At 63.9% G+C, this 24,978-nt stretch carries 24 protein-coding genes; 16 read left to right on the forward strand and 8 right to left on the reverse strand.

The window, feature by feature from the left end:
- Positions 1-2: 2 nt before the first annotated feature.
- A complete protein-coding gene (locus ASD63_RS09630) occupies positions 3-1,337 on the reverse strand; it encodes a nodulation protein NfeD (protein ID WP_060529127.1) in 1,335 nt (444 codons plus the stop codon).
- A 275-nt stretch (positions 1,338-1,612) separates the two neighbouring features.
- Here ASD63_RS09630 and ASD63_RS09635 point away from each other — a divergent pair, with 275 nt between their 5' ends.
- The 9 genes from ASD63_RS09635 to ASD63_RS09675 all read left to right on the forward strand — a co-directional run bounded on the left by ASD63_RS09635 (position 1,613) and on the right by ASD63_RS09675 (position 10,116).
- Positions 1,613-2,302 (forward strand): DUF2161 family putative PD-(D/E)XK-type phosphodiesterase, encoded by a 690-nt coding sequence (locus ASD63_RS09635; RefSeq protein ID WP_060519920.1) that lies wholly within the window; start codon positions 1,613-1,615, stop codon positions 2,300-2,302.
- A 19-nt stretch (positions 2,303-2,321) separates the two neighbouring features.
- Positions 2,322-2,690, forward strand: a complete 369-nt coding sequence (locus tag ASD63_RS09640) for a YbaN family protein (RefSeq protein ID WP_082572828.1) — start codon at positions 2,322-2,324, stop codon at positions 2,688-2,690.
- Between the two features lie 447 nt (positions 2,691-3,137).
- Positions 3,138-3,614 carry a GNAT family N-acetyltransferase gene (locus ASD63_RS09645; RefSeq protein ID WP_060529128.1) on the forward strand — a complete coding sequence of 159 codons (477 nt, stop codon included), beginning with the start codon at positions 3,138-3,140 and terminating at the stop codon, positions 3,612-3,614.
- Between the two features lie 21 nt (positions 3,615-3,635).
- Positions 3,636-4,658: a glycoside hydrolase family 3 N-terminal domain-containing protein gene (locus ASD63_RS09650; RefSeq protein ID WP_060529129.1), complete on the forward strand. Its 1,023-nt coding sequence runs from the start codon at positions 3,636-3,638 to the stop codon at positions 4,656-4,658.
- A 40-nt stretch (positions 4,659-4,698) separates the two neighbouring features.
- Positions 4,699-6,348: an ABC transporter substrate-binding protein gene (locus tag ASD63_RS09655; protein ID WP_060529130.1), complete on the forward strand. Its 1,650-nt coding sequence runs from the start codon at positions 4,699-4,701 to the stop codon at positions 6,346-6,348.
- A gap of 193 nt (positions 6,349-6,541) precedes the next feature.
- On the forward strand, positions 6,542-7,519 hold the full coding sequence (locus tag ASD63_RS09660; RefSeq protein WP_060529168.1) for an ABC transporter permease: 978 nt from the start codon (positions 6,542-6,544) through the stop codon (positions 7,517-7,519).
- Position 7,520: 1 nt separating this feature from the next.
- Positions 7,521-8,411: an ABC transporter permease gene (locus ASD63_RS09665; RefSeq protein WP_034790082.1), complete on the forward strand. Its 891-nt coding sequence runs from the start codon at positions 7,521-7,523 to the stop codon at positions 8,409-8,411.
- Positions 8,408-9,211, forward strand: a complete 804-nt coding sequence (locus ASD63_RS09670) for an ABC transporter ATP-binding protein (RefSeq protein WP_034790084.1) — start codon at positions 8,408-8,410, stop codon at positions 9,209-9,211. The genes ASD63_RS09665 and ASD63_RS09670 overlap by 4 nt, the downstream gene beginning before the upstream one ends.
- Before the next feature lie 5 nt (positions 9,212-9,216).
- Positions 9,217-10,116, forward strand: coding sequence for an ATP-binding cassette domain-containing protein (locus ASD63_RS09675; RefSeq protein ID WP_034790305.1), 900 nt, complete (start codon positions 9,217-9,219; stop codon positions 10,114-10,116).
- 121 nt (positions 10,117-10,237) lie between these two features.
- Here the strand turns inward: ASD63_RS09675 and ASD63_RS09680 are convergent, their stop codons facing one another.
- The gene (locus tag ASD63_RS09680; RefSeq protein ID WP_034790086.1) at positions 10,238-11,278 is read right to left on the reverse strand and encodes a glutamine synthetase beta-grasp domain-containing protein; all 1,041 of its coding nucleotides are present in this window, start codon (positions 11,276-11,278) and stop codon (positions 10,238-10,240) included.
- A gap of 339 nt (positions 11,279-11,617) precedes the next feature.
- The gene (locus ASD63_RS09685) at positions 11,618-13,033 is read right to left on the reverse strand and encodes a PLP-dependent aminotransferase family protein (protein ID WP_060519928.1); all 1,416 of its coding nucleotides are present in this window, start codon (positions 13,031-13,033) and stop codon (positions 11,618-11,620) included.
- 101 nt (positions 13,034-13,134) lie between these two features.
- On the opposite strand from ASD63_RS09685, the gene ASD63_RS09690 reads away from it, so the two are divergent.
- On the forward strand, positions 13,135-13,998 hold the full coding sequence (locus ASD63_RS09690; RefSeq protein WP_034790119.1) for a DMT family transporter: 864 nt from the start codon (positions 13,135-13,137) through the stop codon (positions 13,996-13,998).
- Positions 13,999-14,032: 34 nt separating this feature from the next.
- On the opposite strand, the gene ASD63_RS09695 is transcribed toward ASD63_RS09690, so the two are convergent.
- On the reverse strand, positions 14,033-14,926 hold the full coding sequence (locus tag ASD63_RS09695) for a LysR family transcriptional regulator (protein ID WP_034790120.1): 894 nt from the start codon (positions 14,924-14,926) through the stop codon (positions 14,033-14,035).
- Positions 14,927-15,038: 112 nt separating this feature from the next.
- Here ASD63_RS09695 and ASD63_RS09700 point away from each other — a divergent pair, with 112 nt between their 5' ends.
- From ASD63_RS09700 to ASD63_RS09710, 3 genes are all read left to right on the forward strand, one after another.
- Positions 15,039-15,908, forward strand: a complete 870-nt coding sequence (locus tag ASD63_RS09700) for an NmrA family NAD(P)-binding protein (RefSeq protein ID WP_034790122.1) — start codon at positions 15,039-15,041, stop codon at positions 15,906-15,908.
- A gap of 44 nt (positions 15,909-15,952) precedes the next feature.
- Positions 15,953-16,198, forward strand: coding sequence for a DUF2798 domain-containing protein (locus ASD63_RS09705; RefSeq protein WP_034790124.1), 246 nt, complete (start codon positions 15,953-15,955; stop codon positions 16,196-16,198).
- Positions 16,199-16,325: 127 nt separating this feature from the next.
- Complete coding sequence (locus ASD63_RS09710; RefSeq protein WP_063891316.1) at positions 16,326-17,006, forward strand: XRE family transcriptional regulator; 681 nt, start codon at positions 16,326-16,328, stop codon at positions 17,004-17,006.
- 58 nt (positions 17,007-17,064) lie between these two features.
- Here the strand turns inward: ASD63_RS09710 and ASD63_RS09715 are convergent, their stop codons facing one another.
- Positions 17,065-18,036 carry a quinone oxidoreductase gene (locus ASD63_RS09715; RefSeq protein ID WP_034790126.1) on the reverse strand — a complete coding sequence of 324 codons (972 nt, stop codon included), beginning with the start codon at positions 18,034-18,036 and terminating at the stop codon, positions 17,065-17,067.
- Positions 18,037-18,202: 166 nt separating this feature from the next.
- Between ASD63_RS09715 and ASD63_RS09720 the strand changes: the two genes are divergently transcribed.
- On the forward strand, positions 18,203-19,072 hold the full coding sequence (locus tag ASD63_RS09720; protein ID WP_060529131.1) for a LysR substrate-binding domain-containing protein: 870 nt from the start codon (positions 18,203-18,205) through the stop codon (positions 19,070-19,072).
- Between the two features lie 25 nt (positions 19,073-19,097).
- On the opposite strand, the gene ASD63_RS09725 is transcribed toward ASD63_RS09720, so the two are convergent.
- Entirely contained in the window at positions 19,098-20,138 is a 1,041-nt protein-coding gene (locus ASD63_RS09725) for a dipeptidase (RefSeq protein ID WP_060519933.1), read from the reverse strand.
- Between the two features lie 245 nt (positions 20,139-20,383).
- Between ASD63_RS09725 and ASD63_RS09730 the strand changes: the two genes are divergently transcribed.
- Together ASD63_RS09730 and ASD63_RS09735 are read left to right on the forward strand one after the other, a co-directional pair.
- Complete coding sequence (locus ASD63_RS09730; protein ID WP_060529132.1) at positions 20,384-21,904, forward strand: serine hydrolase domain-containing protein; 1,521 nt, start codon at positions 20,384-20,386, stop codon at positions 21,902-21,904.
- Between the two features lie 84 nt (positions 21,905-21,988).
- Positions 21,989-22,888, forward strand: a complete 900-nt coding sequence (locus tag ASD63_RS09735) for a LysR substrate-binding domain-containing protein (protein ID WP_060529169.1) — start codon at positions 21,989-21,991, stop codon at positions 22,886-22,888.
- A gap of 27 nt (positions 22,889-22,915) precedes the next feature.
- On the opposite strand, the gene ASD63_RS09740 is transcribed toward ASD63_RS09735, so the two are convergent.
- Together ASD63_RS09740 and ASD63_RS09745 are read right to left on the reverse strand one after the other, a co-directional pair.
- Positions 22,916-23,776 carry a D-amino-acid transaminase gene (locus ASD63_RS09740; protein ID WP_060529133.1) on the reverse strand — a complete coding sequence of 287 codons (861 nt, stop codon included), beginning with the start codon at positions 23,774-23,776 and terminating at the stop codon, positions 22,916-22,918.
- A 71-nt stretch (positions 23,777-23,847) separates the two neighbouring features.
- Positions 23,848-24,906, reverse strand: coding sequence for a P1 family peptidase (locus ASD63_RS09745; protein ID WP_060529134.1), 1,059 nt, complete (start codon positions 24,904-24,906; stop codon positions 23,848-23,850).
- Between the last annotated feature and the right edge of the window lie 72 nt (positions 24,907-24,978).

Raw genomic sequence — 24,978 nt, forward strand, 5'->3', positions numbered from 1 at the left:
CGCTATGTCTTTGGTCCGTCGCGGATCACTTCGAGCGTCAGTCCGTTCCGCCCGATGACCTTCACGTTCTCGCCCCTCGACAGCGTCTCCGTGCTGACGGCCTGCCAGCGCTCGCCATGGGCGATGACGTAACCGGCCGCGCCGGTCCAATTTTCGACCGTGCCGGCAAGGCCGATCATCTGTTCGCTGCCGGTCACCACCGCGTGGCGGCTCGAACTGAAGGCGAGCCGAGCGACCAGAAGGCTAAAACCGAGGCTTGCAACCGCAAGCGCCGCCAGCACGGACCAGGAAACCCCAAAACCCGGCGTATCCGTATCGAAGAGAATGGCCGCGCCCAGAACCAGTGCAAAACTGCCGCCGGCGCCGAGCACGCCGAAGGATGGCGAATGCGCCTCGGCGACCATCAATCCGATCCCGAGCATGATCAGCCCTATGCCGGCATAACTGACGGGCAGCACCGAAAGCGCATAGAGCCCGAGCAACAGGCAGACGCCGCCGATCGTTCCCGGCGCCACCGACCCCGGCGACAGGAACTCGAAGATCAAGCCGTAGATGCCGATCATCATCAGGATGACCGCGATATTGGGATCAGTGACCACTGAAAGCAGCCGGGTGCGCCAGTCGGGCACGAAGTCCTCGGTCGTAAGACCTGCGGTATCGAGCACGATCTCTCGCTGCCCCACGCGCACCGTCCGCCCGTTCGCCTGCTTCAGGAGATCGGCAACGTCGGTCGCGGTGAAATCGACGGCCTTTTCCCGGACGGCGGCCTCGGCCGAGAGGCTTGCAGCCTCTCGCACCGCCTTTTCGCCCCAGTCGGCATTGCGCCCGCGCAACTCCGCCAGCCCGCGGATATAGGCCACGGCATCGTTGACCATTTTTGCCTCGCCCGGGCTCTGCGCCGCCGGCTGTTTGTCGCCGTCCTTACCCTCACCGAACATGTCGCCACCGATCGCAATCGGCGTCGCGGCGCCGAGGTTCGTTCCCGGCGCCATCGCCGCTATGTGGCTGGCATAAAGGATGTAAGTGCCGGCGCTCGCCGCCCGCGCGCCGCTCGGCGCAACGTAGGTTGCGACGGGTATGGGCGAGCCAAGGATCGCGCGGATAATCTCGCGCATCGAGGTGTCGAGGCCGCCGGGCGTATCCACCTGCAGGACCACCAGCGGCAGGCGGCGCTCTTCCGCCTTCGTCAGGCCACGCCTGACATATTCGGCGGTCGCCGGACCGATGGCGCCGTTGACATGCAGCACCAAGGCGACCCGATCGTTTTCGGCCCGCGACGAAGCTGGAAACGCGAAGGACAAGATCAACAAAAACAACAGCGTGAGGGTTCGCAACATCCGTCGTCAGAACCTCGCATGCTCGACACCTGCGAAGAGGGCCACGCGCCGCATGATAGCACAACACAAGGTTAGCACGAAGCGAAGGCCTCTACTGAGCCAGCGGGTCCGCACGTCAGAGCACAGGACGCCGGCGGCCTCTCGGCTGCGACGGGATGACAACGGCGGCGATCGGCGGTATCTGCTAGATGTTCATTTGAGCGGCAACGCTTCGCCGCCAATTCGAGGCTGCCTTCGTGGCGCCTTCCGGTTTCAGCAGAACAGGATTTTTGGGTTTGGAGACGACCCTCTACCAACCGATCAAGAGCTTCCTCGAAACCCGCGGCTACAGCGTCAAGGGCGAGATCGGCGGCTGCGATATCGTCGCGCTCAGCGACGACGAACCGCCGCTGGTGGTCGTGTGCGAACTGAAGCTGAGCTTCAACCTCGAATTGATCCTGCAGGCGGTCGATCGCGCCACCGCGGGCGACGAGGTGTGGGTCGCCGCCCGTGTTTCGGCCAAGGGCAAGGGGCGGGAGAGTGACCGGCGTTTCCGCGATCTCTGCCGCCGGCTCGGCTTCGGGATGCTGGCGGTCGCCGACAATGGCATGGTCGATGTTATTCTCGCGGCTTCCGCGGTGATGCCGCGCAAGAACAACAGGAAAAGAGCGCGCCTGATCAGCGAGCATCGCCGCCGCAAGGGCGATCCGACCGCGGGTGGCGCCACGCGCACACCGATCATGACCGCGTATCGGCAGCAGGCGCTCGCCTGCGCTGCCGCCCTGCAAGTCGGCCAGCAGCGCCCGCGCGATCTGCGCCCGGTAGCACCCGATGCCGCCAAAATCCTGCTCAGCAACGTCTATGGCTGGTTCGAGCGGGTCGACCGCGGCATCTACGCGCTGTCGGAACAGGGCGCCGAAGCACTTCGCCGCTGGCCTCCGCTCGAGACCGCAACGGTCGTGATCGCCGAGGCATCCGAAGCATGACACAGCCTGGAGCCCTCCGGTGAACCCCGCGCTTCGCCTTCTCTATCTTTGCCTCGCATGGCTGATGGTCGGCCTCGGCGTCATCGGCGCCTTTCTTCCGATCCTGCCGACGACGCCGTTCCTGTTGCTGGCAGCCGGGCTCTTTGCCCGCGCCTCGCCCCGGCTGGAGCAATGGCTGCTCAACCACCGGGTCTTCGGGGCCCCACTTCGGCTGTGGCGCGAAAAGGGGGCGATATCCCGGCGGGCCAAGACCGGTGCGGTCAGCCTGATGGCCGCCAGCTTCGGCCTCTTCCTTTTCTTCGGCAATCCGAGCCTCTCGCTCGCCGCTATCGTCGCAGCCGCAATGGCGCTTCCCGCGCTTTTCATCCTGACGCGTCCAGCGGAGTAGCCGGTCGGCACGGCCAACGAACCAGGCCGGTGCAAACGGGAAACGATACTTTTCCTCTCAAGAAATACTTGATTGCGCGCGAAAAGGTCGAAATATTCTCCGGGCGCACACGCTATAAGCGTATACATCCATACTTAGTGTTTTTGTAAATCAAAATATACTTCGAACAACTCAAGAACAAAGTTGTACAAATGTGCAATTTCCGCGGCCGCGCACCGGCTCGCTCTCTTGCTCGACCGTTGTTCCGCATCCACGCAATGCACGATCGCGTGAATTTATGCATCGCGAACGGCCGTGGAAACGTTTCATCGGCTCACATAGGCACCTGCTGAACGCAGATAGACCCCCAAAACTGACGATTGGCGATTGACAAGCCGGTCCGGTTGGCTCCATCTATTGCATTACAAAGGCAGCAATTCCTTAATAAAGGAATATGTGGAGGAGCATATGCCTGACATGCTGGTGAGCTTGTATTCGCCGATCGGTGAACTCAAGCGCAGAACAAAAACTGACAAGGTGACGATCCGTCCCGCCTTGCCGCCGGAAATGGGCCTGGTCGTCGGCTGGGTTCGGGAGAATTTCAGCGAGAACTGGGCAAGCGAGGTGACTGTCGCCTTCACGCGCAGGCCCGTCGCCTGTCTTATCGCGGTTGACGACGGCAAGCTCGTCGGCTTCGCCTGCTACGACACGACCGCTCCCGGCTTCTTCGGCCCGACTGGCGTCGATCCCGTCGCCCGCGGCAAGGGCATCGGCGTCGCCCTGCTTTCCGACTGCCTCGACACCATGAAGACGCTTGGCCACGCCTATGCCTTCATTGGCGACGCCGGCCCGGTCGATTTCTACGCAAAGACCGTGGGCGCCGTGCCGATCCCCGCCCCCGACAAGGGGATCTACCAGGGCATGCTGCGCCGCCCCTCCAAATAATTCCAATCTCGGAGCCTCTGAATGTCCTCGACACCCCTCGCCCTTTTTGTCGGTCTTCCGAACCCTACGCTTTCGGACGACGAGTTCGCCCTGTTTCGCGAAACCAACCCGCTCGGTCTCTTCGTTGGCCGCCGTAACCTGCGTGATCCGCAGCAGGCAAAGGCTCTGATCGAACGCTTCCGCGAAGCCGTCGGCCGCGAAGACGCTCCCGTCTTCACCGACCAGGAAGGCGGACGCGTTCAGCATCTCGACGCCGGCCCCTGGCCGCTGTTCCGCTCCTTCGGCGAATTCGCCGAACTCGCCCGCCGTGACTTTGCCCTCGGCAAGAAGGCCCTGCGCCTGTCAAGCCAGGCCATGGGCACGATGATGACCGATCTTGGCCTGACGAGCGGCTGCTCGCCGGTGCTCGACCTCGTCTTCTCGACGACGAGCTCCGTCATTGGCGCCCGCGCCTTCGGCGCCGACCCGGACTTCATCGCCGCACTCGGCCGCGAAGTGGTCGACGGCCTGCTCGAGACCGGCAACATGCCGATCATGAAGCACATTCCCGGCCATGGCCGCGCGACGCTCGATTCGCACAAGGAGCGCCCGGTCGTCGACGCCTCGCGTGAATTGCTGACGTCCACCGATTTCAAGCCCTTCGTCGCCCTGCGCGACACGCCCTGGGCCATGGTCGCCCACGTCGTTTACTCGGCCTTCGACAAGGAACTGCCGGCGTCCATCTCGCCGATCATGCACGACGTCATCCGCAAAAACATGGGCTATGACGGCGTCCTCATCTCCGACTGCATCTTCATGGAATCGCTGCGCGGCACCCTGCCGGAGCGTGTTCGCCAGGTGCTCGATGCCGGCTTCGACATCGCGCTCCACAGCCATGGTGATCTCGCCGAAAGCGAAGCGGCAGCCAAGGCGGCAAGCCCGCTGACCGCCGCCGCGCAGAAACGCATCGACGCCGCCAACGCCCGGCTCGGCACGCTCAAGGTCGATGTGCGCGCCGTGCATGCGGAAGTCGAGGACATGTTCAACAGCGCCCTCGTGGCCTGACCGAAACAAGAAATCCTAGCGATCTAAAAGGGGAACTACCGTGAAAAAATCGCTTCTCGGCGCAGCGACCGCGCTCGCCCTCATCGCCGGCCCGGCGGCGGCACAGACCGTGCTGACGGCTAATATCGAGCCGGCGACCACCTGGGTTCGCAACTTCAACCCGTTCAACCAGACCTCGGCGCGCCAGAGCACGCTCGACTTCATCTACGAGCCGCTGGTCGTCTTCAACCGCTTCGACGGCAACAAGCCGGTCTTCCGGCTGGCCGAAAGCTTCAAGCTCTCGGACGACCTGAAGTCGATCGAGTTCAAGCTTCGTCCAAACCTCAAGTGGTCCGACGGCAAGCCGCTGACGGCGGCCGACGTCAAGTTCACCTACGACTACCTGAAGAAGTTCCCGGCGCTCGACTTCGTCAGCATCTGGACCTTCATCACCGGTGTCGAGGCCGTGGACGCTGAGACCGTGCGCTTCACGCTCGCCAATCCGAGCTCGCTTGCAGCCGAACAGCTGGCGCAGCTGCCGATCGTGCCCGAGCACGTCTGGAAGGACATTGCCGAGCCGGTCACCTACGCCAACGAGGCGCCCGTCGGCAGCGGTCCGCTGACCGAAATCCCGCGCTTCACCGGCCAGACCTACGACCAGTGCCGCAACCCGCACTACTGGGACGCAGCAACGCTCAAGGTCGACTGCGTGCGCTTCCCGCAGCTTGCCGACAATAACCAGATCCTGACGGCGACCGCGTCGGGCACGCTCGACTGGGGCGTCTCCTTCATCCCGGATATCGAGAACGTCTATGTCGCCAAGGATCCGGAACACTTCCACTTCTGGTATTCGCCAAGCAGCATGGTCGCCTTCCTGTTCAACCAGGAAACGGCGAACGAAAACAACCGCAAGGCCTTCAACGACGTGAAGTTCCGCCGTGCCGCCTCGATGGCGCTTGACCGCGGCACCATGGTCGACGTCGCCGGCTACGGCTACCCGACGCTCAACGAAGACCCGGCAGGAATGGGCGAGCTCTACAAGAGCTGGGCCGATCCGTCAGTCGCGGCCGATTTCGGCAAGTACGGCAAGTACGATGCGGATGCCGCCAAGGCGCTGCTCGACGAGGCCGGCTACGCCGACAAGGACGGCGACGGCTTCCGCGACAACCCGGATGGCAGCAAGATCTCGTTCTCGATCATCGTTCCGAGCTCCTGGACCGACTGGATCGACACGGTGACGATGGCCGTCGAGGGCCTGCAGGCCGTCGGCCTCGACGCCAAGATCGAGACGCCCGAGGAAGCGGTCTGGACCGGCAACCTCATCAACGGCACCTTCGATGCGGCGATCAACAGCCTGCCGGCATCGGCCTCGCCCTACTACCCCTACAAGCGCGCCTTCAGCGCGTCGGACAAGGGCAAGACCCGCTTTACCTCGCAACGCTGGTTCAATCCGGATGTCGAAGCGCTTCTGACCGAGTTCACCCAGACCGCCGACCCGGCCAAGCAGAAGGAAGCGATGAACAAGGCACAGCGCATCGTCGCCGAAAACATGCCGATGATCCCGGTGTTCAACAACCCGAACTGGTACCAGTACAACACCAAGCGCTTCAAGGGCTGGGCGACGGCGGAAAACCCCTTCGTCAACCCGTCGATCACCCGCAACAACCCGGCGCGTCTTCTGCACCTGCTGGCGCTTGAACCGGTGAAGTGATCCCTGATCGAAGGCGCGGCGCCCTTTCGGACGACGATCCGGGAGGGCGCCGCATCTCGATCGGCAACGGTGGCGGGCGCTTTTCGTCCGCCACGCAATCGTCCTTGGGGTCAGTCTCCACGGGCGGTTCGACAAGAAGACAGCCCTGCCGCCTGACGCGCTCTTGCGGCAGCCGCAGTCGATGGAGTTCCCGATGGCCTTTTTGCTTCGCCGCCTCTGCTTCTATCTGGCGGCCTTCGTCGCAGCGGCGACGATCAACTTTTTCCTGCCGCGGCTGATGCCCGGTGATCCGGTGCAGATCATGTTTTCGAGCGCCGGCGCTGAACTGCCGCCCGAAAGCCTGCAGGCCCTGAAACTCACCTTCGGCTTCGTCGATGGCCCCCTTTGGCAGCAGTACCTCACCTATCTCGGCAGCATCTTCAGCGGCGACCTCGGCCGTTCCATCAAGTATTTCCCGCTGCCGGTGACCACCGTGCTCGGCAACGCACTCGTCTGGACCGTCGGTCTGATGGGAACTGCCACCATCGTCAGTTTCGCGCTCGGCACCTTCCTCGGCATTCTCGCGGCCTGGCGCCGTGGCAGCCTGTTCGACGTCATCGTTTCCGTCGGCGCGATCTTCGCGACCTCGGTTCCCGCCGTCGTCACCTCGCTGATCGTCGTCTTCACCTTCGGCTTCACGCTTGGCTGGTTCCCGACCGGCTATGCCGCCGATCCGGCGCTCGATCCCGCCTTCACGTTCGAATATATCGGCAGCATCCTCTACCACGGCATCCTGCCGATGCTGACGCTTTGCGCGGTTCTGACCGGCGGCTTCGCCGTGACCATGCGCAACAACATGATCAACCTGCTCGGCGAAGACTACATCGTCATGGCCCGCGCGAAGGGGCTCTCCGACACCCGCGTGATGATCTGGTATGCGGCGCGCAACGCCCTGCTGCCGACCGTCTCGAGCCTTGCCATCGCCATCGGCACTGTGCTCGGCGGCTCGCTGGTGACCGAGGTGGTGTTCAACTATCCGGGCCTCGGCAACATTCTCTACCAGGCGATCCTCGCCCGCGATTACCCCGTCATCCAGGGACAGCTCTTGATCATGACCGCCACCATGCTCATTGCCAATTTCATCGTCGACGTCAGCTACGTGCTGCTCGACCCGCGACTGAAGAGGGCGTGATATGAAAACCTCCTCCTTTCCGCTCATCCACAACCGCAAGGCCATGGTCGGCGCGCTGATCGTCGCCTTCATCCTGGCTGTCGCGATCGCAGCCCCCTTGCTGACCTCCTATGACCCGGGCGCGCGCGTCGGACGGCCGCATCAGTCACCGTCGCTCGAGCACTGGCTCGGTACCACCCGTATCGGCCAGGACGTCTTCGCCCGCCTCATCTACGGCGCACGCACGTCGCTCGCCGTCGGCTTCGGCGCCGGGCTTCTGATCACCATTGTTGGCACAGCACTCGGCATCATCGCCGGCTATCGCGGCGGCAAGATCGACGAGGTCATCAGCTTCTTCACCAACATGGTGCTGGTCGTGCCGAACCTGCCGCTGCTGCTCGTGCTCGCCGCCTTCATCGGCCAGGCAAGTCCGTGGGTCATCGCGCTCATTCTCGGCTGCACGTCCTGGGCCTGGGGTGCCCGTGTCACCCGCGCAGAGACGCTGTCGGTCAAACAGAAGGACTATGTGAAATCCGCCGAGATGATGGGCGAGCCACGCTGGCGCATCATGACCTTCGAAATCTTCCCCAACCTCATCTCGATCGTCGGCATCAACTTCATCGGCAGTGTGATTTTCGCGATCATCACCCAGGCGACGCTCGAGTTCCTGGGCCTCGGCGATCCCAAGGTCGTTTCCTGGGGCACGATGCTCTATGCGGCGCAGAAGGCCTCCGCCCTTTCGGTCGGCGCCTGGTGGGACATCCTGACGCCCTGCTTCGCGCTCGCCTTCCTCGGCATTGGCCTGTCGCTGCTCAACTTCGCCGTCGACGAAATCGCCAATCCGCGGCTTCGCACCGGCAACCGGCTCGGCCGCTGGTCCGCGCTCATCCGTTCCGGGGAGGGCCGCCTGTGACCGCACCTTTGCTTTCGGTCAAGAACCTGACCATCGATTACATTGGCGAGACCAACGATTTCCGCGCCGTCGACAATGTCAGCTTCGACGTTGCCCCCGGTGAGGTCTTCGGCCTTGCCGGCGAATCCGGCTGCGGCAAGAGCACGATCGCCTTTGCCATCAGCCGGCTGCACAAGCCGCCGGCGCTGATCCGCAAGGAAAGCGCCATCCTGCTCGACGGCCGCGACGTGCTCGACCTCGACCAGAAGGATCTCGCCGACTTCCGCTGGCGCGAAGTGGCGATGGTGTTCCAGAGCGCAATGAACTCACTGAACCCGGTGCTGCGCATCGAACAGCAGTTCTACGACGTCTTGAAGACGCACAAGCGCATCACCCGCGCACAGGCGCGTGATCGCACCGCCGAGATGCTCAAGCTCGTCGATATCTCGCCGGACCGGATGCGCGATTATCCGCACCAGTTTTCCGGCGGCATGCGCCAGCGCATCGTCATCGCCATCTGCCTTGCGCTCGATCCGCGGCTGATCGTCATGGACGAGCCGACGACGGCGCTCGACGTGGTGGTGCAGCGCGAAATCCTGCAGCGGATCAACGAACTCCGGCGCAAGCTCGGTTTTGCCGTGCTCTTCATTACCCACGACCTCGGGCTGATGGTGCAGTTCTGCGACCGCATCGGCATCATGCTCGGCGGCAAGCTGGTCGAACAGGGCACCGCCGACGCCATCTACCGGACACCGGAGCACGACTATACCAAGAAGCTCTGGGCCTCCTTCCCCTCGCTGCACGGAGGCGTTCTTCGATGACCGGCATGTCCGCACCCATTCTTACCCTGGACAAGGTCAGCAAGACCTTCGGCAATGGCCCCGCCGCCGTGCGCGCGGCGAGGGCTATCTCGTTCTCATTGCATGCGGGCCGGGCGCTTGCCGTCGTTGGCGAATCCGGCAGCGGCAAGACCACCTGCGCCCGCATCGCCATGCGCGAATACGAGCCGAGCGAAGGACGGCTGCTCTATAAGGGCAAGCCCGTCGACGCGGCCGGATCCAAGGAAATCGCCGACTATCGCCGCTCGGTGCAGATGATCTTCCAGGATCCCTTCGCTTCGCTCAATCCGGCCCACACCATCGCCTACCACCTGAAGCGGCCGCTGATGCTGCATCGTGCTGACATCAGGGGTGCGGCGGTCGACGAAGAGATCAAGGCCCTGCTTCGGCAGGTGAAGCTCGATCCTGAGATCGTCGCGCCGAAGTACCCCCACGAACTTTCCGGTGGCCAGCGCCAGCGCGTCAACATCGCCCGGGCGCTCGCGGCCAAGCCCGAAGTCATCGTCGCCGACGAGCCGACCTCGATGCTCGACGTTTCCGTGCGGCTCGGCGTGCTCAATCTCTTGAGCGAAATGAAGCGCGAGATGAATCTCGGCCTGCTTTACATCACCCACGACATCGCGACGGCCCGCTACGTCGCCGAGGATATCGCGGTGATGTATGCAGGCCAGATCGTCGAATGGGGCAACACCGGCAAGGTCATCGACAACCCGGCCCATCCCTATACCAAGCTGCTGCTCTCGGCTGTGCCGGATCCGGACATCCGCTTCGACGATCCGAACGCGCAGGTGAGCTCAGCCGAAGCCGATGAAACGCGCCGGCGTTCGGCGGCGACCCAGGAGACAATCCGCGAGGTCGAGCCCGATCATTTCGTGCGCGCGGCCTGAGCCGCCCACCGACTGGCTAAAACAAAAACGCCCCGCTTACCGCGGGGCGTTTTTGTTTGGTCGCGAAAAGCGCAACCCCGTCGATTTTTGGCCCGGCGCCCTCGTGCGCCGGGCCATAAAATCAGGCGGCTTCGCGCTTTTCGACGTCGGTCGGAACGGTGGAGATCGTCTTCAGGATCTGCGAAGCGATCTGGTAGGGGTCGCCCTTGGAGTTCGGGCGGCGATCTTCGAGATAGCCCTTGTAGTCGTTGTTGACGAAGCTGTGCGGAACGCGGATCGACGCACCACGGTCAGCAACACCGTAGCTGAACTGGTGGATCGAAGCGGTTTCGTGCTTGCCGGTCAGGCGCATGTGGTTGTCCGGGCCGTAGACGGCGATGTGGTCGGCACGAGCTTCGGCGAAAGCAGCCATCAGCTCTTCGAAGTATTCCTTGCCACCGACTTCGCGCATGTAGGCGGTCGAGAAGTTGGCGTGCATGCCCGAGCCGTTCCAGTCGGTGTCGCCGAGCGGCTTGCAGTGGTATTCGACGTCGATGCCGTACTTTTCGGTCAGGCGCTGCAGCAGGTAGCGGGCAAGCCAGATTTCGTCGGCAGCCTTGCGCGAGCCCTTGCCGAACACCTGGAATTCCCACTGGCCCTTGGCGACTTCCGCATTGATGCCTTCATGGTTGATACCGGCAGCCAGGCAGATGTCGAGATGCTCTTCGACGATCTTGCGGGCCACGTCACCAACGTTGCTGAAGCCGACGCCGCAGTAGTAGGGGCCCTGCGGCGCGGGGTAACCGGCATCCGGGAAGCCGAGCGGGCGGCCGTTCTGATAGAAGAAGTATTCCTGCTCGAAACCGAACCAGGCGCCGTCGTCATCCAGAACCGTAGCGCGGGTGTTGGACGGATGCGGCGTCTTGGCATCCGGCATCATGACTTCGCAAAGGACGAGAACGCCGTTCTTGCGCTCCGGATCCGGATAGACGGCGACCGGCTTCAGCACGCAGTCCGAGCTGCTGCCTTCGGCCTGCATCGTCGACGAACCGTCGAAGCCCCAGAAGGGCAGCTGTTCCAGCGTCGGGAAAGCATCGAATTCCTTGATCAGGGTCTTGCCGCGCAGGTTCGGGGTGGGCTTGTAACCGTCGAGCCAGATGTATTCGAGCTTAAACTTTGTCATTTCGTTCTCTCACATGACGCCAGGAATGGCTTGGTTCCGAAGCGGTTGGGCAATCCAGACTGGCTGCCCGACGACCGATGAGCGTTAAGAAGCATTAATCGTGCCAACTCGAATTAAGCGTCGAGAATCCAGAAAAAAGGGTCACTAGGGGCAGGTGCGAGCGCGGCCGAACCGATGGCACAGCGCAAGGAAGCAGCGATTCGCACAAAAAATAGGCAAAACCTGCCCGACTCCGCGGCAAAGCAGGGCGGCAAGTCTGCGGTCAAAGATCCAGCGTCAGTAGATGCCGGCGATTGCCTGCAAAACGTGCAGTGGCGCAATGAACCGGACAGGTCAACTTCAGCGCCCGACGACGCATTGGCGCATGATCGCGGGCAGGACCTTGAACAGCCGCGCGTCCTCGCACTGGGAAACATTGAAGCGCATGAAGCCGTTGGCGGTTCCGGCGTGAGAAAAGACGTTGCCGGGCGCCAGCACGATTTCCTGCTGCAGTGATTTCTGCGCCACCTCGGCCGCGTCGATGCCATCGGGCAAACGGCACCAGAGAAACATGCCGGCCTGCGGCTCGATCCATGGCGTGATGCCGATCTCCCCGAGCCGCGCCGCCGTCTCGTTCATCGACCGTGCCAGGCGCTCGCGCAGTGCCTCCATGTGCTTGCGGTAGCTGCCGTCCTTGAGCATCGCAAAAACCAGCTCCGCCGCAAGGCTCGGCCCACCGAACGTGGTGGCGATCTTCAGGTCGACCAGCCCCTCGATCCACCCCCGCGGCGCGGCGATGAAGCCGCAGCGGATGGAGGCCGAGAGAGTCTTGGAGAAGCTGCCGATCTGCACGACACGCTCGAGCCCGTCGAAGGCGGCAAGCCGCGGCGCCGGCGTATGCTCGAAATCGGCGAAGATATCGTCCTCGACGATCGTCAGCCCGGCCTGTTCGGCGAGCTTCAGCAGACGATGGGCAACGACCGGCGAGAGCGTGGCGCTTGTCGGATTGTGAAGCCCGGAATTGGTGATGTAGAGCCGCGGCCGGTGGGTTGCGAGAACCTCAGCGAATTTCTCGAGATCGGGCCCCGAAGGCGTATAGGGCACGCTTACGACCTCTGCCCGATGGGCGCGCAGCAGAGCATGGAAATTGAAATAGCAGGGGTCGTCGACCACGACCGTATCGCCTGGCTCAATCAGGAAGCGGCAGAGCAGATCGATCGCCTGCGTCCCGGATTCCGTCAGGATGATCTGGTCGGGCGATGCCTCGACACCGTGCTCGCCGAGACGCCGCGCCAGAAGCTGGCGTAAGGGCCGATGGCCAAGCGGCGTTCCGTAGTCCGTCAGCCCGCTCGCCTCCAGCTTGGATGCCGATTTAAGAGCACGGCGGATTGCAGTTTCCGGCATCCAGCTCGGCGGCAGCCAGCCGCAGCCGGGCTTCAGCACGCTATCGCCCGTTTCCAGCGCCTGGCGCGACACCCACAGCGGATCGACGGCCCGGTCGAGCCGCGGACCGATCTCGGCCAAAGACAGAGGCGCCAGCGGCGCCGCCACGAAGAAGCCGGCGCCGGGCTTCGAGCGAATGACACCTTCGGCCACCAGCCGTTCATAGGCTTCGACGACGGTGGATTTCGAAACGCGCATGGTGTTGGCGAAGGCGCGGATCGACGGAAGCTTCGCCCCCGGCGTTAGGACACGCCCGGCGATCCGCTGCCGGATCGTCGACATCACGCCTTCGAGCAGCGTTTCGCTGCCGAGCTCCAACTCCTGAACCGTCATCCGTACTGCTCATACATCCAATACAGTTTTGCAAAACTGTACCGCATTGTATCTGGCAGAGCCAGTCCGTTCGACGGATACAGACGAAAAAGGAGAATGCTATGGACAAGACGGCAGACGGTTGGATGAGCGGTTTTCTCGGGGTGCTGATCTTCAGCGGATCATTGCCAGCGACCCGCGTCGCAGTGATGGACTTTGATCCGGTGTTTCTGACAGTCGCGCGCGCGGCGATCGCCGGCCTGCTCGGCCTCTTGCTGCTTCTCATCTTCCGCCAGCCGCGACCGGCGAAGGCCGATCTCGTTTCGCTGGCAATCGTCGCCTTCGGCGTCGTGCTCGGCTTTCCGCTGCTAACCGCGCTGGCCTTGCAGCACGTCACCTCGGCGCATCTGATCGTCTTCGTCGGACTTCTGCCATTGGCAACCGCGATCTTCGGCGTGCTTCGTGCCGGCGAGCGGCCGCGCCCAGCCTTCTGGTTCTTTTCCTCGCTCGGCAGCGCCGCGGTCGTCGGTTTCGCGCTGGTGCAGGGCTTTGCCGCATCGCCCGTCGGCGACCTCCTGATGCTCGGCGCCATCATTGTCTGCGGCCTCGGCTATGCCGAAGGCGCCAGCCTTTCGCGCAAGCTTGGCGGCTGGCAGGTGATCTGCTGGGCGCTGGTCCTGTCCTTGCCGATCATGCTGGCGCTGACGCTCTTCACGCTGCCGGCCTCCTTCGCAGCCGTCACCAACGGCGCCTGGGCGGGCCTTGCCTATGTCTCGCTCTTCAGCATGCTCGTCGGCTTTGTCTTCTGGTATCGCGGCCTTGCGCTCGGCGGCGTCGCCGGCGTCGGACAGTTGCAGTTGCTGCAGCCCTTCTTCGGCCTGGCACTCGCTGCAACACTTCTCGGCGAGCCGGTCAGCTGGAGCATGCTGGCCGCGACCGGCGCGATCGTGCTCTGCGTTGCCGGCGCCAAGAAATTCGCGAAATAGGCGGCTTTTCACGGGGCGGCGCAGCCCAAGCCCTTCAGAGGCGGTCGAGCTTCAACCGCGCGCCGAGCAGATCGAGAAAGCGGCGGATCTTTGCAGATGGGGTCCGCCCTTCCAACCACAGCGCATGGATCGGCACCGGGGCCGGCTCGAAGTCTTCAAGCACGGTTTCGACCTTGTCGGCATCGATCAGATGTTTGATCTGCCAGAGCGGCGAAAAGCCAAGGCCGAGGCCCTGCTCCACCGCCGCATAAATCGCATTCATCGAGTTGGTGCGAAACCCGCCGCTCACCTTGACGGCGCGAGCCCGCCCGTCGATGCTGAACATCCAGACGCCGGGTCGCTCGTCGCCCGTGCGCGTGACGCAACGATGCGCAGCGAGTTCCTGCGGATGAGACGGCCGGCCGAAGCTCGCAAAATAGGCGGGCGAGCCGAAGACGACGCGGCGAAGCGCGCCCAGGCGCTTGCCGGTCAGGCCAGAATCCTGCAGATCGCCGATCCGCAAGACCAGATCGAGTCCGCTCGCTGCCAGATCGACGAAGGCATCGGAGAGGTCGAGATCGACCTCGACTTCCGGATATTTCGCCATGTACTCGGCGATCACAGGTATCAGGAACCGCGGCGCAAACAGATTGGGCGCCCCAAGGCGCAGCACGCCTGACGGCTCGGAGCGCCGCTGTGCGGCCTCCTCGCGCGCGTCGTGTATCTCCTCCACCGCAGGCTTGATGCGCAGATAAAAGCTCTCGCCCGCCTCGCTCGGCATTGAGCGGCGGGTCGTGCGATGCACCAGCTCGACACCGACATCGGCTTCGAGCATGGCGAGCGACCGGCTGATGGTCTGGAGCGGTCTGCCCAGGCGTTTCGCCGCGGCCGTCAGGCTCCCCTGCTCGACGATGGCCAGAAAGGCCTCCAGATCTTCGATGCGGCTCATTCGATAATCCCGTTTTGCTGGAGAATAAATCACATTTTGCGTCGATTGTCCGCATTGTTGTGCAGCACTAGCTTGAGATCGTCACATCACGACGGCTCGAAAGGCAGACCCCATGAACCAGCGCTCCAACACGATCCTTGTCGTCGGTGCCACCGGCCGCTTCGCCGGCCTTGTCCTTCCCGAACTGGCGCGGCGCGGCGCCAGGGTCCGTGCCCTCATCCGCGACGAAGCGCAGGGCACGATTGCGAAATCGCTCGGTGCATCGGAGATCGCGATCGGCGATCTGCGCGAGCGCACCAGCCTTGACCGGGCACTTGAGGGCGCTGACGGCGTCTTCCACATCGGCCCGGCCTTTGCGCCGGACGAGGCGGCGATGGGCGTATCGATGGTCGAAGCCGCCGTTCGCGCCAGCGTCCGGAAGTTCGTTTTCTCCTCGGTCATCCAGCCAACCCATGTGCGGCTGAAGAACCATGCAGCCAAGATCCCGGTGGAGGACGCGCTCTATTCCTCGCCGCTCGAATACACCATTTTGCATCCGGCAAACTTCATGCAGAACCTGCGGTCGGCCTGGGCGAGCGTGCTTGCCACCGGCAGCTTCGCCGAGCCGTTTCCGACAGCAACGCGCATCGCCCGTGTCGACTACCGTGATGTCGCTGAAGTCGCGGCCATTGCCCTCACGGAGGACCGGCTCGCCTATGCGACGCTGGAACTTAGCGCCGAGGGCCGGCACAACCGCGAGGAAATCGCCCGAATGATGAGCGCCGCGCTCGGTCGGCCGATCGTTGCGGCAACCATCGGCTTTCACGAATGGGCAAAACCGATCGCCGCGAAATACACCGACCACCAGCTGGAGCTGCTGTCCAAGGTTCACGCCCACTATGCCGAAGTCGGACTTGGCGGAAACAGCCTGACGCTGCGCGCCGCTCTTCAGCGCGAACCGCGCAATCTCGAGAGTTTCATTCGCGAGCTGGCGCAGGCCTAACGGTCGGCGGCCACACCTATTCCCTTACCCCCGGAGTTCACCTCATGTCAAAAAAGCTTCCGCATCGATACCAGGCCATCGTCATGCCGCTTGTTCTTTCCGTCCTGATGTCGGGCATCGTCTCCTTCGTCTCGACGGCCATCGGCAACGGCATCCATCCCGATATTCTCGCACTATGGATCAAGGCCTGGGCTTTCTCCTGGCTGGTCGCCTTTCCGAGCCTGCTCGTGGTTCTTCCGCTCGTGCGCCGCATCGTGGCGGCGACCGTCGAACAGCCGCGCAGCAACTGACCGATCTCGCGCTATTCACCCCGAGCCGACCTTTCGGGCGCAACCGATATTTTTAGGATATCTAAAAACGATTGACAGGAAATCGGGCCGCGCCCTAGCTTGAGGAGAGACGAGAAGGGGACAGACAGTGACGACGGACCATGCCAGCGGCGCTTCGACCGGCGAGGCAGAAACGCCGCCGCTCGGCGATCGCCTGCGCCAACGGCGAAAGGCCCTGAAGATGACGCTTCAAGAGGTCGCCGACGAGGCCGGTTTTTCCGTCGGCTTCATCTCGCAGATCGAGCGCGGCATCACCGTCCCGTCGCTGACCTCGCTGATCGCTGTCTGCCGGACCTTGAAAGTCGAGGCCGGCAGCTTCCTCAATCCGCCGAAGGTGGCGACGCCATTTACCCGGCGCGAACACCGTCCGGTCTATGGGCTCGGCGGAGAAAGCGGCAAGGCCGTCTCCTATGAGCGGCTCTCCGCCTCCTTTCCCGGCAACGTGCTCAGAAGCACTATTATCCACGAGCCGCCCGGCCATCGCAGCGAGCCAATGTCGCATGAGGGAGAGGAAATCTTCTTCATCCTGAAGGGAGCGTTGACGCTGGAGGTGGACGGCGAAGCGATGGTTCTCGAAGCGGGCGATTCCGCTCATTTCCCGTCGCTGCGCACCCATACGATGTGGAACCACACCAGTGAGCCGACCACGATCCTGCACACCTGCACCATGGACGTCTTCGGCGACGGAGCGCCCTCAGGAAGCCCCACCGACAGCCTCGCCGTGACCCGGGCCGAGAACCGGCTCGAGGGGATCGCCGAAGGCAAGTGACGGGCGCCACAGCCAGCGCCGCCACGAGTTCTTAGAACATATCGCCCCATCGCTGGCCTTACGGCAGGAGCACCAAGGCGCCTGTCGTCTGGCGTCCTTCGAGCCGACGATGCGCCTCGGCTGCCTCGGCCAATGGCAGTCGCGCGTGCACGCGGATATTGACCGCGCCGCGCGCGACAACGTCGAAGAGATCCTTGCTCATCGCCAGCACGTCCTCGCGTCGCGATAGATGCGCCGGTAACAGCGGCCAGGTGGCATAAAGCGATCCCTTCTGCGCCAGCGTCGTGATGTCGAAGGGAGGGATCGAGCCGGAAGCGGCGCCGAAACTGACGAAATGACCGAAGGGGCGCAGGCTGTCGAGCGAACCTTCGAACGTCGCCTTGCCGATGCTGTCGTAGACGACGTCGACCCCCTCGCCTTCGGTGATTTCGAGCACGCGCGTTGCAAAGTTCTCCTTGCCGTAGTCGATCACGTAGTCCGCACCATTGGCCCGCGCCAGTTCGGCCTTCTCCGGCGAACCGACGGTGCCAATGACCTTTGCCCCAAGATGTTTCGCCCATTGCGTCAGGATCAGGCCGACACCGCCCGCGGCCGCATGAACGAGGAGGGTGTGGCCGGCCTCGACCCGGAAGGTGCGACGCAACAGATATTGCGCCGTCAGCCCTTTCAGCATCATCGCCGCACCCGTCTCGAAGTCGATATCCTCAGGCAGATGCACGAGGACACGGGCCGGCACATTGTGTTCCTCGGCATAGGCTCCGAGCGCCTCGGCATAGGCAACGCGGTCACCCGGCTTGAAGCCCTCGACATCGGGCCCGACAGAGACCACCTCTCCGGCTCCCTCCTTACCTGGGATGAATGGAAGCTGCGGCGGCGGGTAGGCGCCGCTGCGCAAATAGATGTCGACGAAGTTGACGCCGATCGCCCGGTTGCGCACGCGCACTTCCCCCGGGCCGGGTTCGCCGAGTTCGAAATTTTCGTAGGCGAGCACATCGGGCCCGCCGTGCTGATGCACGCGGATAGCTTTCATGGATCTGGTCCTCTGGTTGAGTTGGCTGGTCCTGGCAGCCTCCAGGCGGCGGCCGATGCCGATCTGCCTGATGCTGCCTCGCCTTCCTCGCTGATCACATCTGACAGATAGCGATGCGTGAGTTACCCGTGTAGACTGATATCAATGACAACAGAGTTCAAACTTCATGATATCTGACCAGATTGGCATCGACCTCCTTCGCAGCTTCGTCGCGGTCTGCCGGCAGGGTAGCCTGAACCGCGTCGCCACCCAGACCGGCCGCACGCAATCGGCGCTGAGCATGCAGATGCGCCGGCTCGAAGATCTGCTCGGCCGACAACTCTTCACCCGCACCGGTCGCGGCGTCGTGCCGACACCCGAAGGCGAATTGTTCCTCGGATACGCCACGCGCATGCTCGCGCTTGGCGACGAAGCGGCGGCGCGGCTGCGGCAGGCTGACCTGAGCGGTGGCGTGCGGGTCGGGCTGGCCGAGGAAGTGGCAACGACGGCGCTGCCCGAAGCGCTCGGTCGACTGCGGCGCGGCTACCAGGAGATCCGGCTCGACGTGGTGGTCGAGCAATGCGTGGCGCTTGGAAAGACCTGGCCTGAAGGCGACCTCGATATCATGGTCGTGCCGACCTCCGTGATCACAGCCGACGCCCTCACCACCTGGAATGTGGAGCTGCAATGGGTCTGCGCGACGGACTACGCCTTCGACGAGACCCGACCGGTCGACCTTGTTGCCTTCGCCGCACCCTGCCTCTGGCGCCGACGCATGATCGAGACCTTGGCCGACCAGGGCCGGGAACACCGGATCACTTTTACCAGCCAGAGCATCACGGCGCTGCAGGCCGCGATCGAGAACGGGCTCGGCATTGGTTTGCTTCCGCCGGACGCGATACGCGCGGGCACGATGCGGGCGCTGCCCGCCTCGTCAGCCGTACCGAAGCCGTTTGCCGTCCAGTATGGGCTTTTTGCCAGGGATCGGCGATCGGCCGTCGTCGATTGCGCGATCAGCGTGCTGCTCGAAGGCTTGCCGATCGCTTCAAGGACCTAACGTCCTTCGCGGCTGAGCGCGGCGCTCACCCGCCCCAGGTTGTCTCCAGCACGCGGATCCAGTTGCCGTGGCAGATCTTTACGAGTGCCGCATCGTCATAGCCGCGGGTGCGCAGCAGGTCGACGAGCAGCGGCAGATCGGCCGCGCTGCGCATCGCAGCAGGGATGGCCGTACCGTCGAAGTCAGAGCCGAGCGCCACATGATCGATACCGATACGCTCGACGATATAGTCGATGTGGTCGACAAGGAGCGAGAGCGGCGTATCCGTGTTCCTGGTCCCGTCCGCGCGCAGGAAAAGGACGCCGAAGTTGATGCCGGCCAAACCGCCGGTGTCCCTGATCGCGTCGAGCTGACGGTCCGTCAGGTTGCGGCTATGCGGGCAGAGCGCGTGCACGTTGGAATGGGAGGCGACGAGCGGCGCCTGCGACAGCGCGGCGATGTCCCAGAAGCCCTGCTCGTTCATGTGCGAGAGATCAAGCATGATCTTCAGCTCGTTGCAGGCGCGCACGAGATCCTTGCCGGCCTCGCTGAGGCCTGGACCGATATCGGGTGAAGAGGGAAAGCGGAAGGGAACGCCATAGGCAAAGAGGTTCGGCCGGCTCCAGACGGGGCCGAGCGTGCGCAGACCCGCGGCGTGAAGCACATAGAGCGCGTCGAGATCGGCGCCGACCGCCTCGATACCCTCGATGTGCAGCACCGAGGCAAAGGCACCCTTGTCCATGGCGGCGCGGATATCGGCAGCACTGCGGCAAATCTTCAGCCGGCCCTCCGACTGGCGTTCGATCCGCATCAGCAGGCTCGTCATGCCGAGCGTGGCTTCGAGTGCGCTTTGTTGATCGGGCGTTGCAAACTCGCCGCTGCCATCCTTGGCAAGGCCGGGCGAGGCGACGTAGACGGCGCAGAGGCCGCCGGCAAGGCCACCCGCCGCGGCCTTGTCGAGATCGATATGCCCGGTATCGACGCCATCGAGGAAGCGGCGCTCGGCAGCGCCGCCCGGCGAACGCCAGAGCCGCGACAGCACGTCGTTATGTCCGTCAAAGACCGGGATTTTCGCTTGCGTCGCCAATTCTGGATCGCCTTCTCAACCTGTTGTCCACAAGTGCGACTCATGGATAGTCGCCGACGGACCATAGACATTGGGTGCGGGAACCGCACCCTTTTTCCCCGCCGGCCTAACGCAATGCAGGCGGGCCGGGCAAATGCAAACCGTGCATAGGCCCTGCCGGAATCGGAATTGGCGGCACGAGGTTCTGTCGTGCTTAGTCGGAGATACGCGTGGGAAACCACTGCGACCAGAATTGGAGAATGAACATGACGAAGCCGGCATCGCTGGATTGGCAAGCCGCCGAAGCGGCTGCGAGACGCCTGACCGCACAATGGGTGGCAGACGAACCGGGCGGCGCGGTCATCGGCTTCGATGCATCCGGACCGCGCTTCTCGCATGCGGCCGGCGTCGAGAGCCTCGCGACATCCGCGCCGTTCACGCTCGACAGCGTCGTGCGCTATGCGTCCCTCACCAAGCACGTCTTCTCAGCGATGGTGCTCGCCCATGCCGACCTTATCGGTCTCGACGAACCGCTCGGCCAGCATCTTCCGGAACTGCGGTCGCCACTTGCGGACGTGACGGTCGGGCAGGCGCTCGACATGAGTGGCGGCCTGCCGGATACCCGCGAATGCCTGTCGTTGCTCGGCCTTTCCGTCTACACGGAGACCAAGGCCGGACCGCTGCTGGAGTACCTCTCACGCCTGGAGCGGCTGAACTTTGACGCCGGCACCGAGGTCTCATACTCCAACACCGGCTATCGCCTCATCGAAGCGGCTTTGGAGCGCAAGGGCTTCCGCTTCGACGATTTCGTCCAACGGGAAATCGCGGCCCCGCTTGGCATCGCGCTGAAGGCGCCGGATGTCTGGAACGATCCGGTGAGGGACCTCGTTCCCGGCTACTGGCACTCGGGCGAAACCTGGCAGCTTTCTGCCGCTGGCCTGCACATTTCCGCATCGGGCAGCCTCACCGGCAGCGCCGGGGCGCTTGCCACCTGGCTGCAGGCGCTGCTCGGTGGCGAAGGCCACTTCGCCGGTCTTCTGCAGAAGTTGCAGGCGCCCCGATATCTCGCCGACGGGCGACCAACAGGATACGGGCTCGGCCTGCGCAACTCGTCGCTCGGCGGCCGCGAATTCGTTGGCCATGGCGGTTCACATCCCGGCTACAAGACCTATTTCCTCCTCGATCCCGAAACGCGCGCCGGCTTCGTCGTCGTCTCCAACCGCGAGGACACCAACGGTTACAAGATCGCGCTCGAAAGCATGGCAGCGCTCACCGGCATTCCTCTGCCGACCCCGGCAGCCGATCTCGGCGACGGTCTCTACGTGACGGAGGCCGGTCCGTGGTGGGTCGAGGTCAAGGGCAGCACCTGTACCTATCTCGATGCGGATGAGACGCTCTATGACGACGGCGACGGCTGGGCCTCGTCGCGCTCGGCCTCATCCCCTCTCCGGCTGCGCCGCGACGGCTCCGCCCTTGTCGGCGAGGTCGGCCATGCCGTGCGACGCTTCCTTCCAGCGGCGACGCATGAGCCGCTGCCGGCGTCGCTCTCCGGGGTCTGGCGCTCCGACGAAAGGGCGGAATTCACGGTCGAGAACGGCGCGGTCCTGATGGGCGTCGGCCCCGTACGTCAGACCATGAAGCTCACTCCCCTTGGCAATGGTCGCTTCCTGTTCACGCTGAGCGATGGGCCCTGGGTCAAGCGCATCTGTCTGCATCTCCTCGGGCCCGATCACCTCGAACTGGTGACAAGCCGAGCCCGGATGATCGAATATCGCCGCCGCGCCTGATTTTTCTTGATGACGCGCGGGCGCTGCCACAAAAGAAGTCCGGTCGCCGGCGAATGACGGACCGGACTTCAGGAGTGCATGCCCGTGGAAATCAAATGGCTTGAGGACTTTCTGGCGCTCGCCAGCACGCTGAACTTCTCAAAGGCAGCGGACGAGCGCCATGTCACCCAATCCGCCTTCAGCCGCCGCATCCGGCAGTTGGAGGCCTGGCTCGGCGCCACGCTCGTCGACCGCGCGACCTATCCTTCGCGCCTGACGGAGGCGGGGTCGAAATTCGTGCCGGTCGCGCAGGAGACTCTGAAACAGCTCTACCAGGCAAGGCGCAATCTGCAGCAGGAGGAAGGCTCCGACGCCCGCACCATCAAGCTGACAGCGCTGCACACGCTCTCCTTCACCTTCTTTCCCGCATGGATGACACGGGTCAACGCCCGGAGCGGGCCGCTCTTCTCCCGACTTCGCCCCGATTCCGGCAGCATGGAGGAAAACCTCAACTCGCTTGTCGACGGCGAATGCGACTTCCTGCTGACCTACGCCCATACCCAGGTCCCGCACCTGCTCGACCCGCAGGCCTTCGAACATCGCGTGCTCGGCCACGAACGCATCATCCCCGTTTCGGCGGCGAATGAAGCGGGGGAGCCCCTGCACCGGCTGGAAGGCGGCACGAAGCCGTTCCCGCATCTGAGCTACGAAAAATCGTCGTTCTTCGGCCAGCTTCTGGATGATCTGATCGGGCGCGAGCTGCCGCCGGCGCAAAGGGTGCACGAAGGCAGCATGTCGGTGGGGCTGAAAGCCATGGCCGAATCCGGATGGGGCATCGCCTGGGTGCCCGAAAGCCTGATGACGGATGAGCTGGCGAACGGCTCGCTGGTCAGGGCCGCCGACCCGCGCTGGGACGTCAGTGTCGAGATCCGGCTCTATCGCGCCAAGGAAAACCGCCGCCCGATCGTCGGCCGCGTCTGGCAGGGCCTGGAAGCTGTCGCCTAAGCGACAGCCCTGGCCCGCACGGGCGAGCTAGATCGCCGTCTGTCGTGCGCGCTCCAGATAGAGCTCGCGCAGGCGCTTGACCACCGGGCCAGGCTCACCGCTGCCGACGGCCTTGCCGTCGATGCGGGTGATCGGCGCAACGAAGTTCGAAGCGCTGGTGAGGCACGCTTCGCGGGCGTTGAGCGCCTCTTCGAGCGTGAAGGGGCGTTCTTCCAGCGTCATTCCCTGTTCGGCGGCGAGCGCGAGAGCGGCGAGCCGGGTGCAGCCGGGCAGCGTCTTGTGGCTGTTGCCGCGCGTGACGATGCGGTTGTCCGCGGTGACGATATAGGCGGTGGAGGAAGCACCTTCCGTCACGAACCCATCCTCGATCATCCACGCCTCATCGCAGCCTTCAGCCTTGGCGATGCGCTTGGCGATCACCTGCGGCAGCAGGCACACACTCTTGATGTCGCGGCGCGCCCAGCGCTGGTCGGGCACGGTCTTGACCGACAGCCCCTTGGTGGTGGCAGTCACCAGCGTCTTTGCCTGGGTGAAGAGCACCAGCGTCGGCTTGATATCCTCGGAGAACAGAAAGTTCCGGTCCTCGGCGCCCCGGGTGAGCTGCAGATAGACCATGCCTTCGACAAGGCCGTTCTCTTCGATCAGCCGCTTTTCGATCGCGACGATCTCGTCGGTCGATACAGGCAAAGGCACATCGATTTCACGCGCGCAGCGCTCCAGGCGCGCCATATGCGATGCGCTGTCGATCAGCTTGCCCTCAAGCACGGCGGTGACCTCGTAGATGCCATCACCGAAGAGGAAGCCGCGATCGAAGATCGAGAGACGCGCCTCGTTCTCGGGCAAAAACTCGCCGTTGAGATAGACGGTGCGGATGGACGGCTGGGACATGTAGGCTCCGTAAAAATTGGTTTGGCAGAGGCGCATGGACCGCAACACCGAACGCGATCCAGGGGCACAAATCAGTGTTCGCTGAGCGCGCGAAGCCGTTCGAGCGAGATCGCCTCGACCGTGCTCGGCTTGCCGTTCGCGGCATTGAAACCATGCGTCGTGCGGGCCATGGTCAGCGAATTGAGGATGGCCTCCTCCGTCGCCTCGATGGCCGCTTCGAAGAGCGGCGATATTAGGTCGTTTGGAAGATCGGGATAGTCGGCAATCGCGGCCCGGCGCGCCTTGGTGCGACGAACGGCGGCAGCCGTCGAGAAGGCGAGCGCATAATCGCCGGAACCATTGCTGAGCGCGGCGCCGGTGCGGGCCAGGCCGCCGAAGGCGCGTTCGGCCAGACGCTTGAGGTTGCGGGAAGAGAGCGGCGCATCGGTCGCGATCACGATGACGATCGAACCGTCGCGGTCGTGTGCCGCCGGCGCCTCATAGGCACGACCGCAGACGGTGAGCCGGCCGCCATAATTGGATTGGACGAGCACGCCGAGCGTAAAGACCTCGCCTGCCGCCTTCACAAGTCGCGAGCTCGTACCGATGCCGCCCTTCAGCCCGAAGGCCACCGTGCCGGTTCCGGCACCGACAGCCCCCTCCTCGACGGCACGGGTCTTCGCGGCGGCAAGGGCGGCGCCGATCTCGTCGATCGTCGGGCGACCGGCGCGGATATCGTTGAGGCGGGAGTCGTTGGTCTCGCCGACGACCGCGTTCAGCGACACGACCTTCTCGTTGCCCGGCTGCGCCAGCGTCCAGCGATTGACGGCCTCGATGGCGCGTCCCGTCGCCAGCGTGTTGGTGAGAACGACGGGCGTTTCCAGCTCGCCGAGCTCCTCTACCTGGGTGGAGCCCGCAAACTTGCCGAAGCCGTTGAGCACAGCGAAGCCGGCCGGCACCTTGTCCTGAAAGAGGTTGCCGTCATGAGGCAGTATGGCGGTGGCGCCGGTGCGGATGCAGTCGGCCTCGACAACGGTGGCATGGCCCACCGCGACACCCATCACATCGGTGATCGCATTGAGCGGTCCGGGTTCGTAAGCCCCCGGGCGGAAACCGATGTCGCGAAGCCGTAAATGCTTGATATTTGTCATTTTTCGCCGTTTTCCTCACCCATCACCGCGGTCGCGAAGCAGTCATTTCGTCGCAGGCGACCCTACCTGTAT

Origin of the sequence: Ensifer sp. Root558 (assembly GCF_001427045.1) — a bacterium.
Taxonomy (GTDB): domain Bacteria; phylum Pseudomonadota; class Alphaproteobacteria; order Rhizobiales; family Rhizobiaceae; genus Ensifer; species Ensifer adhaerens.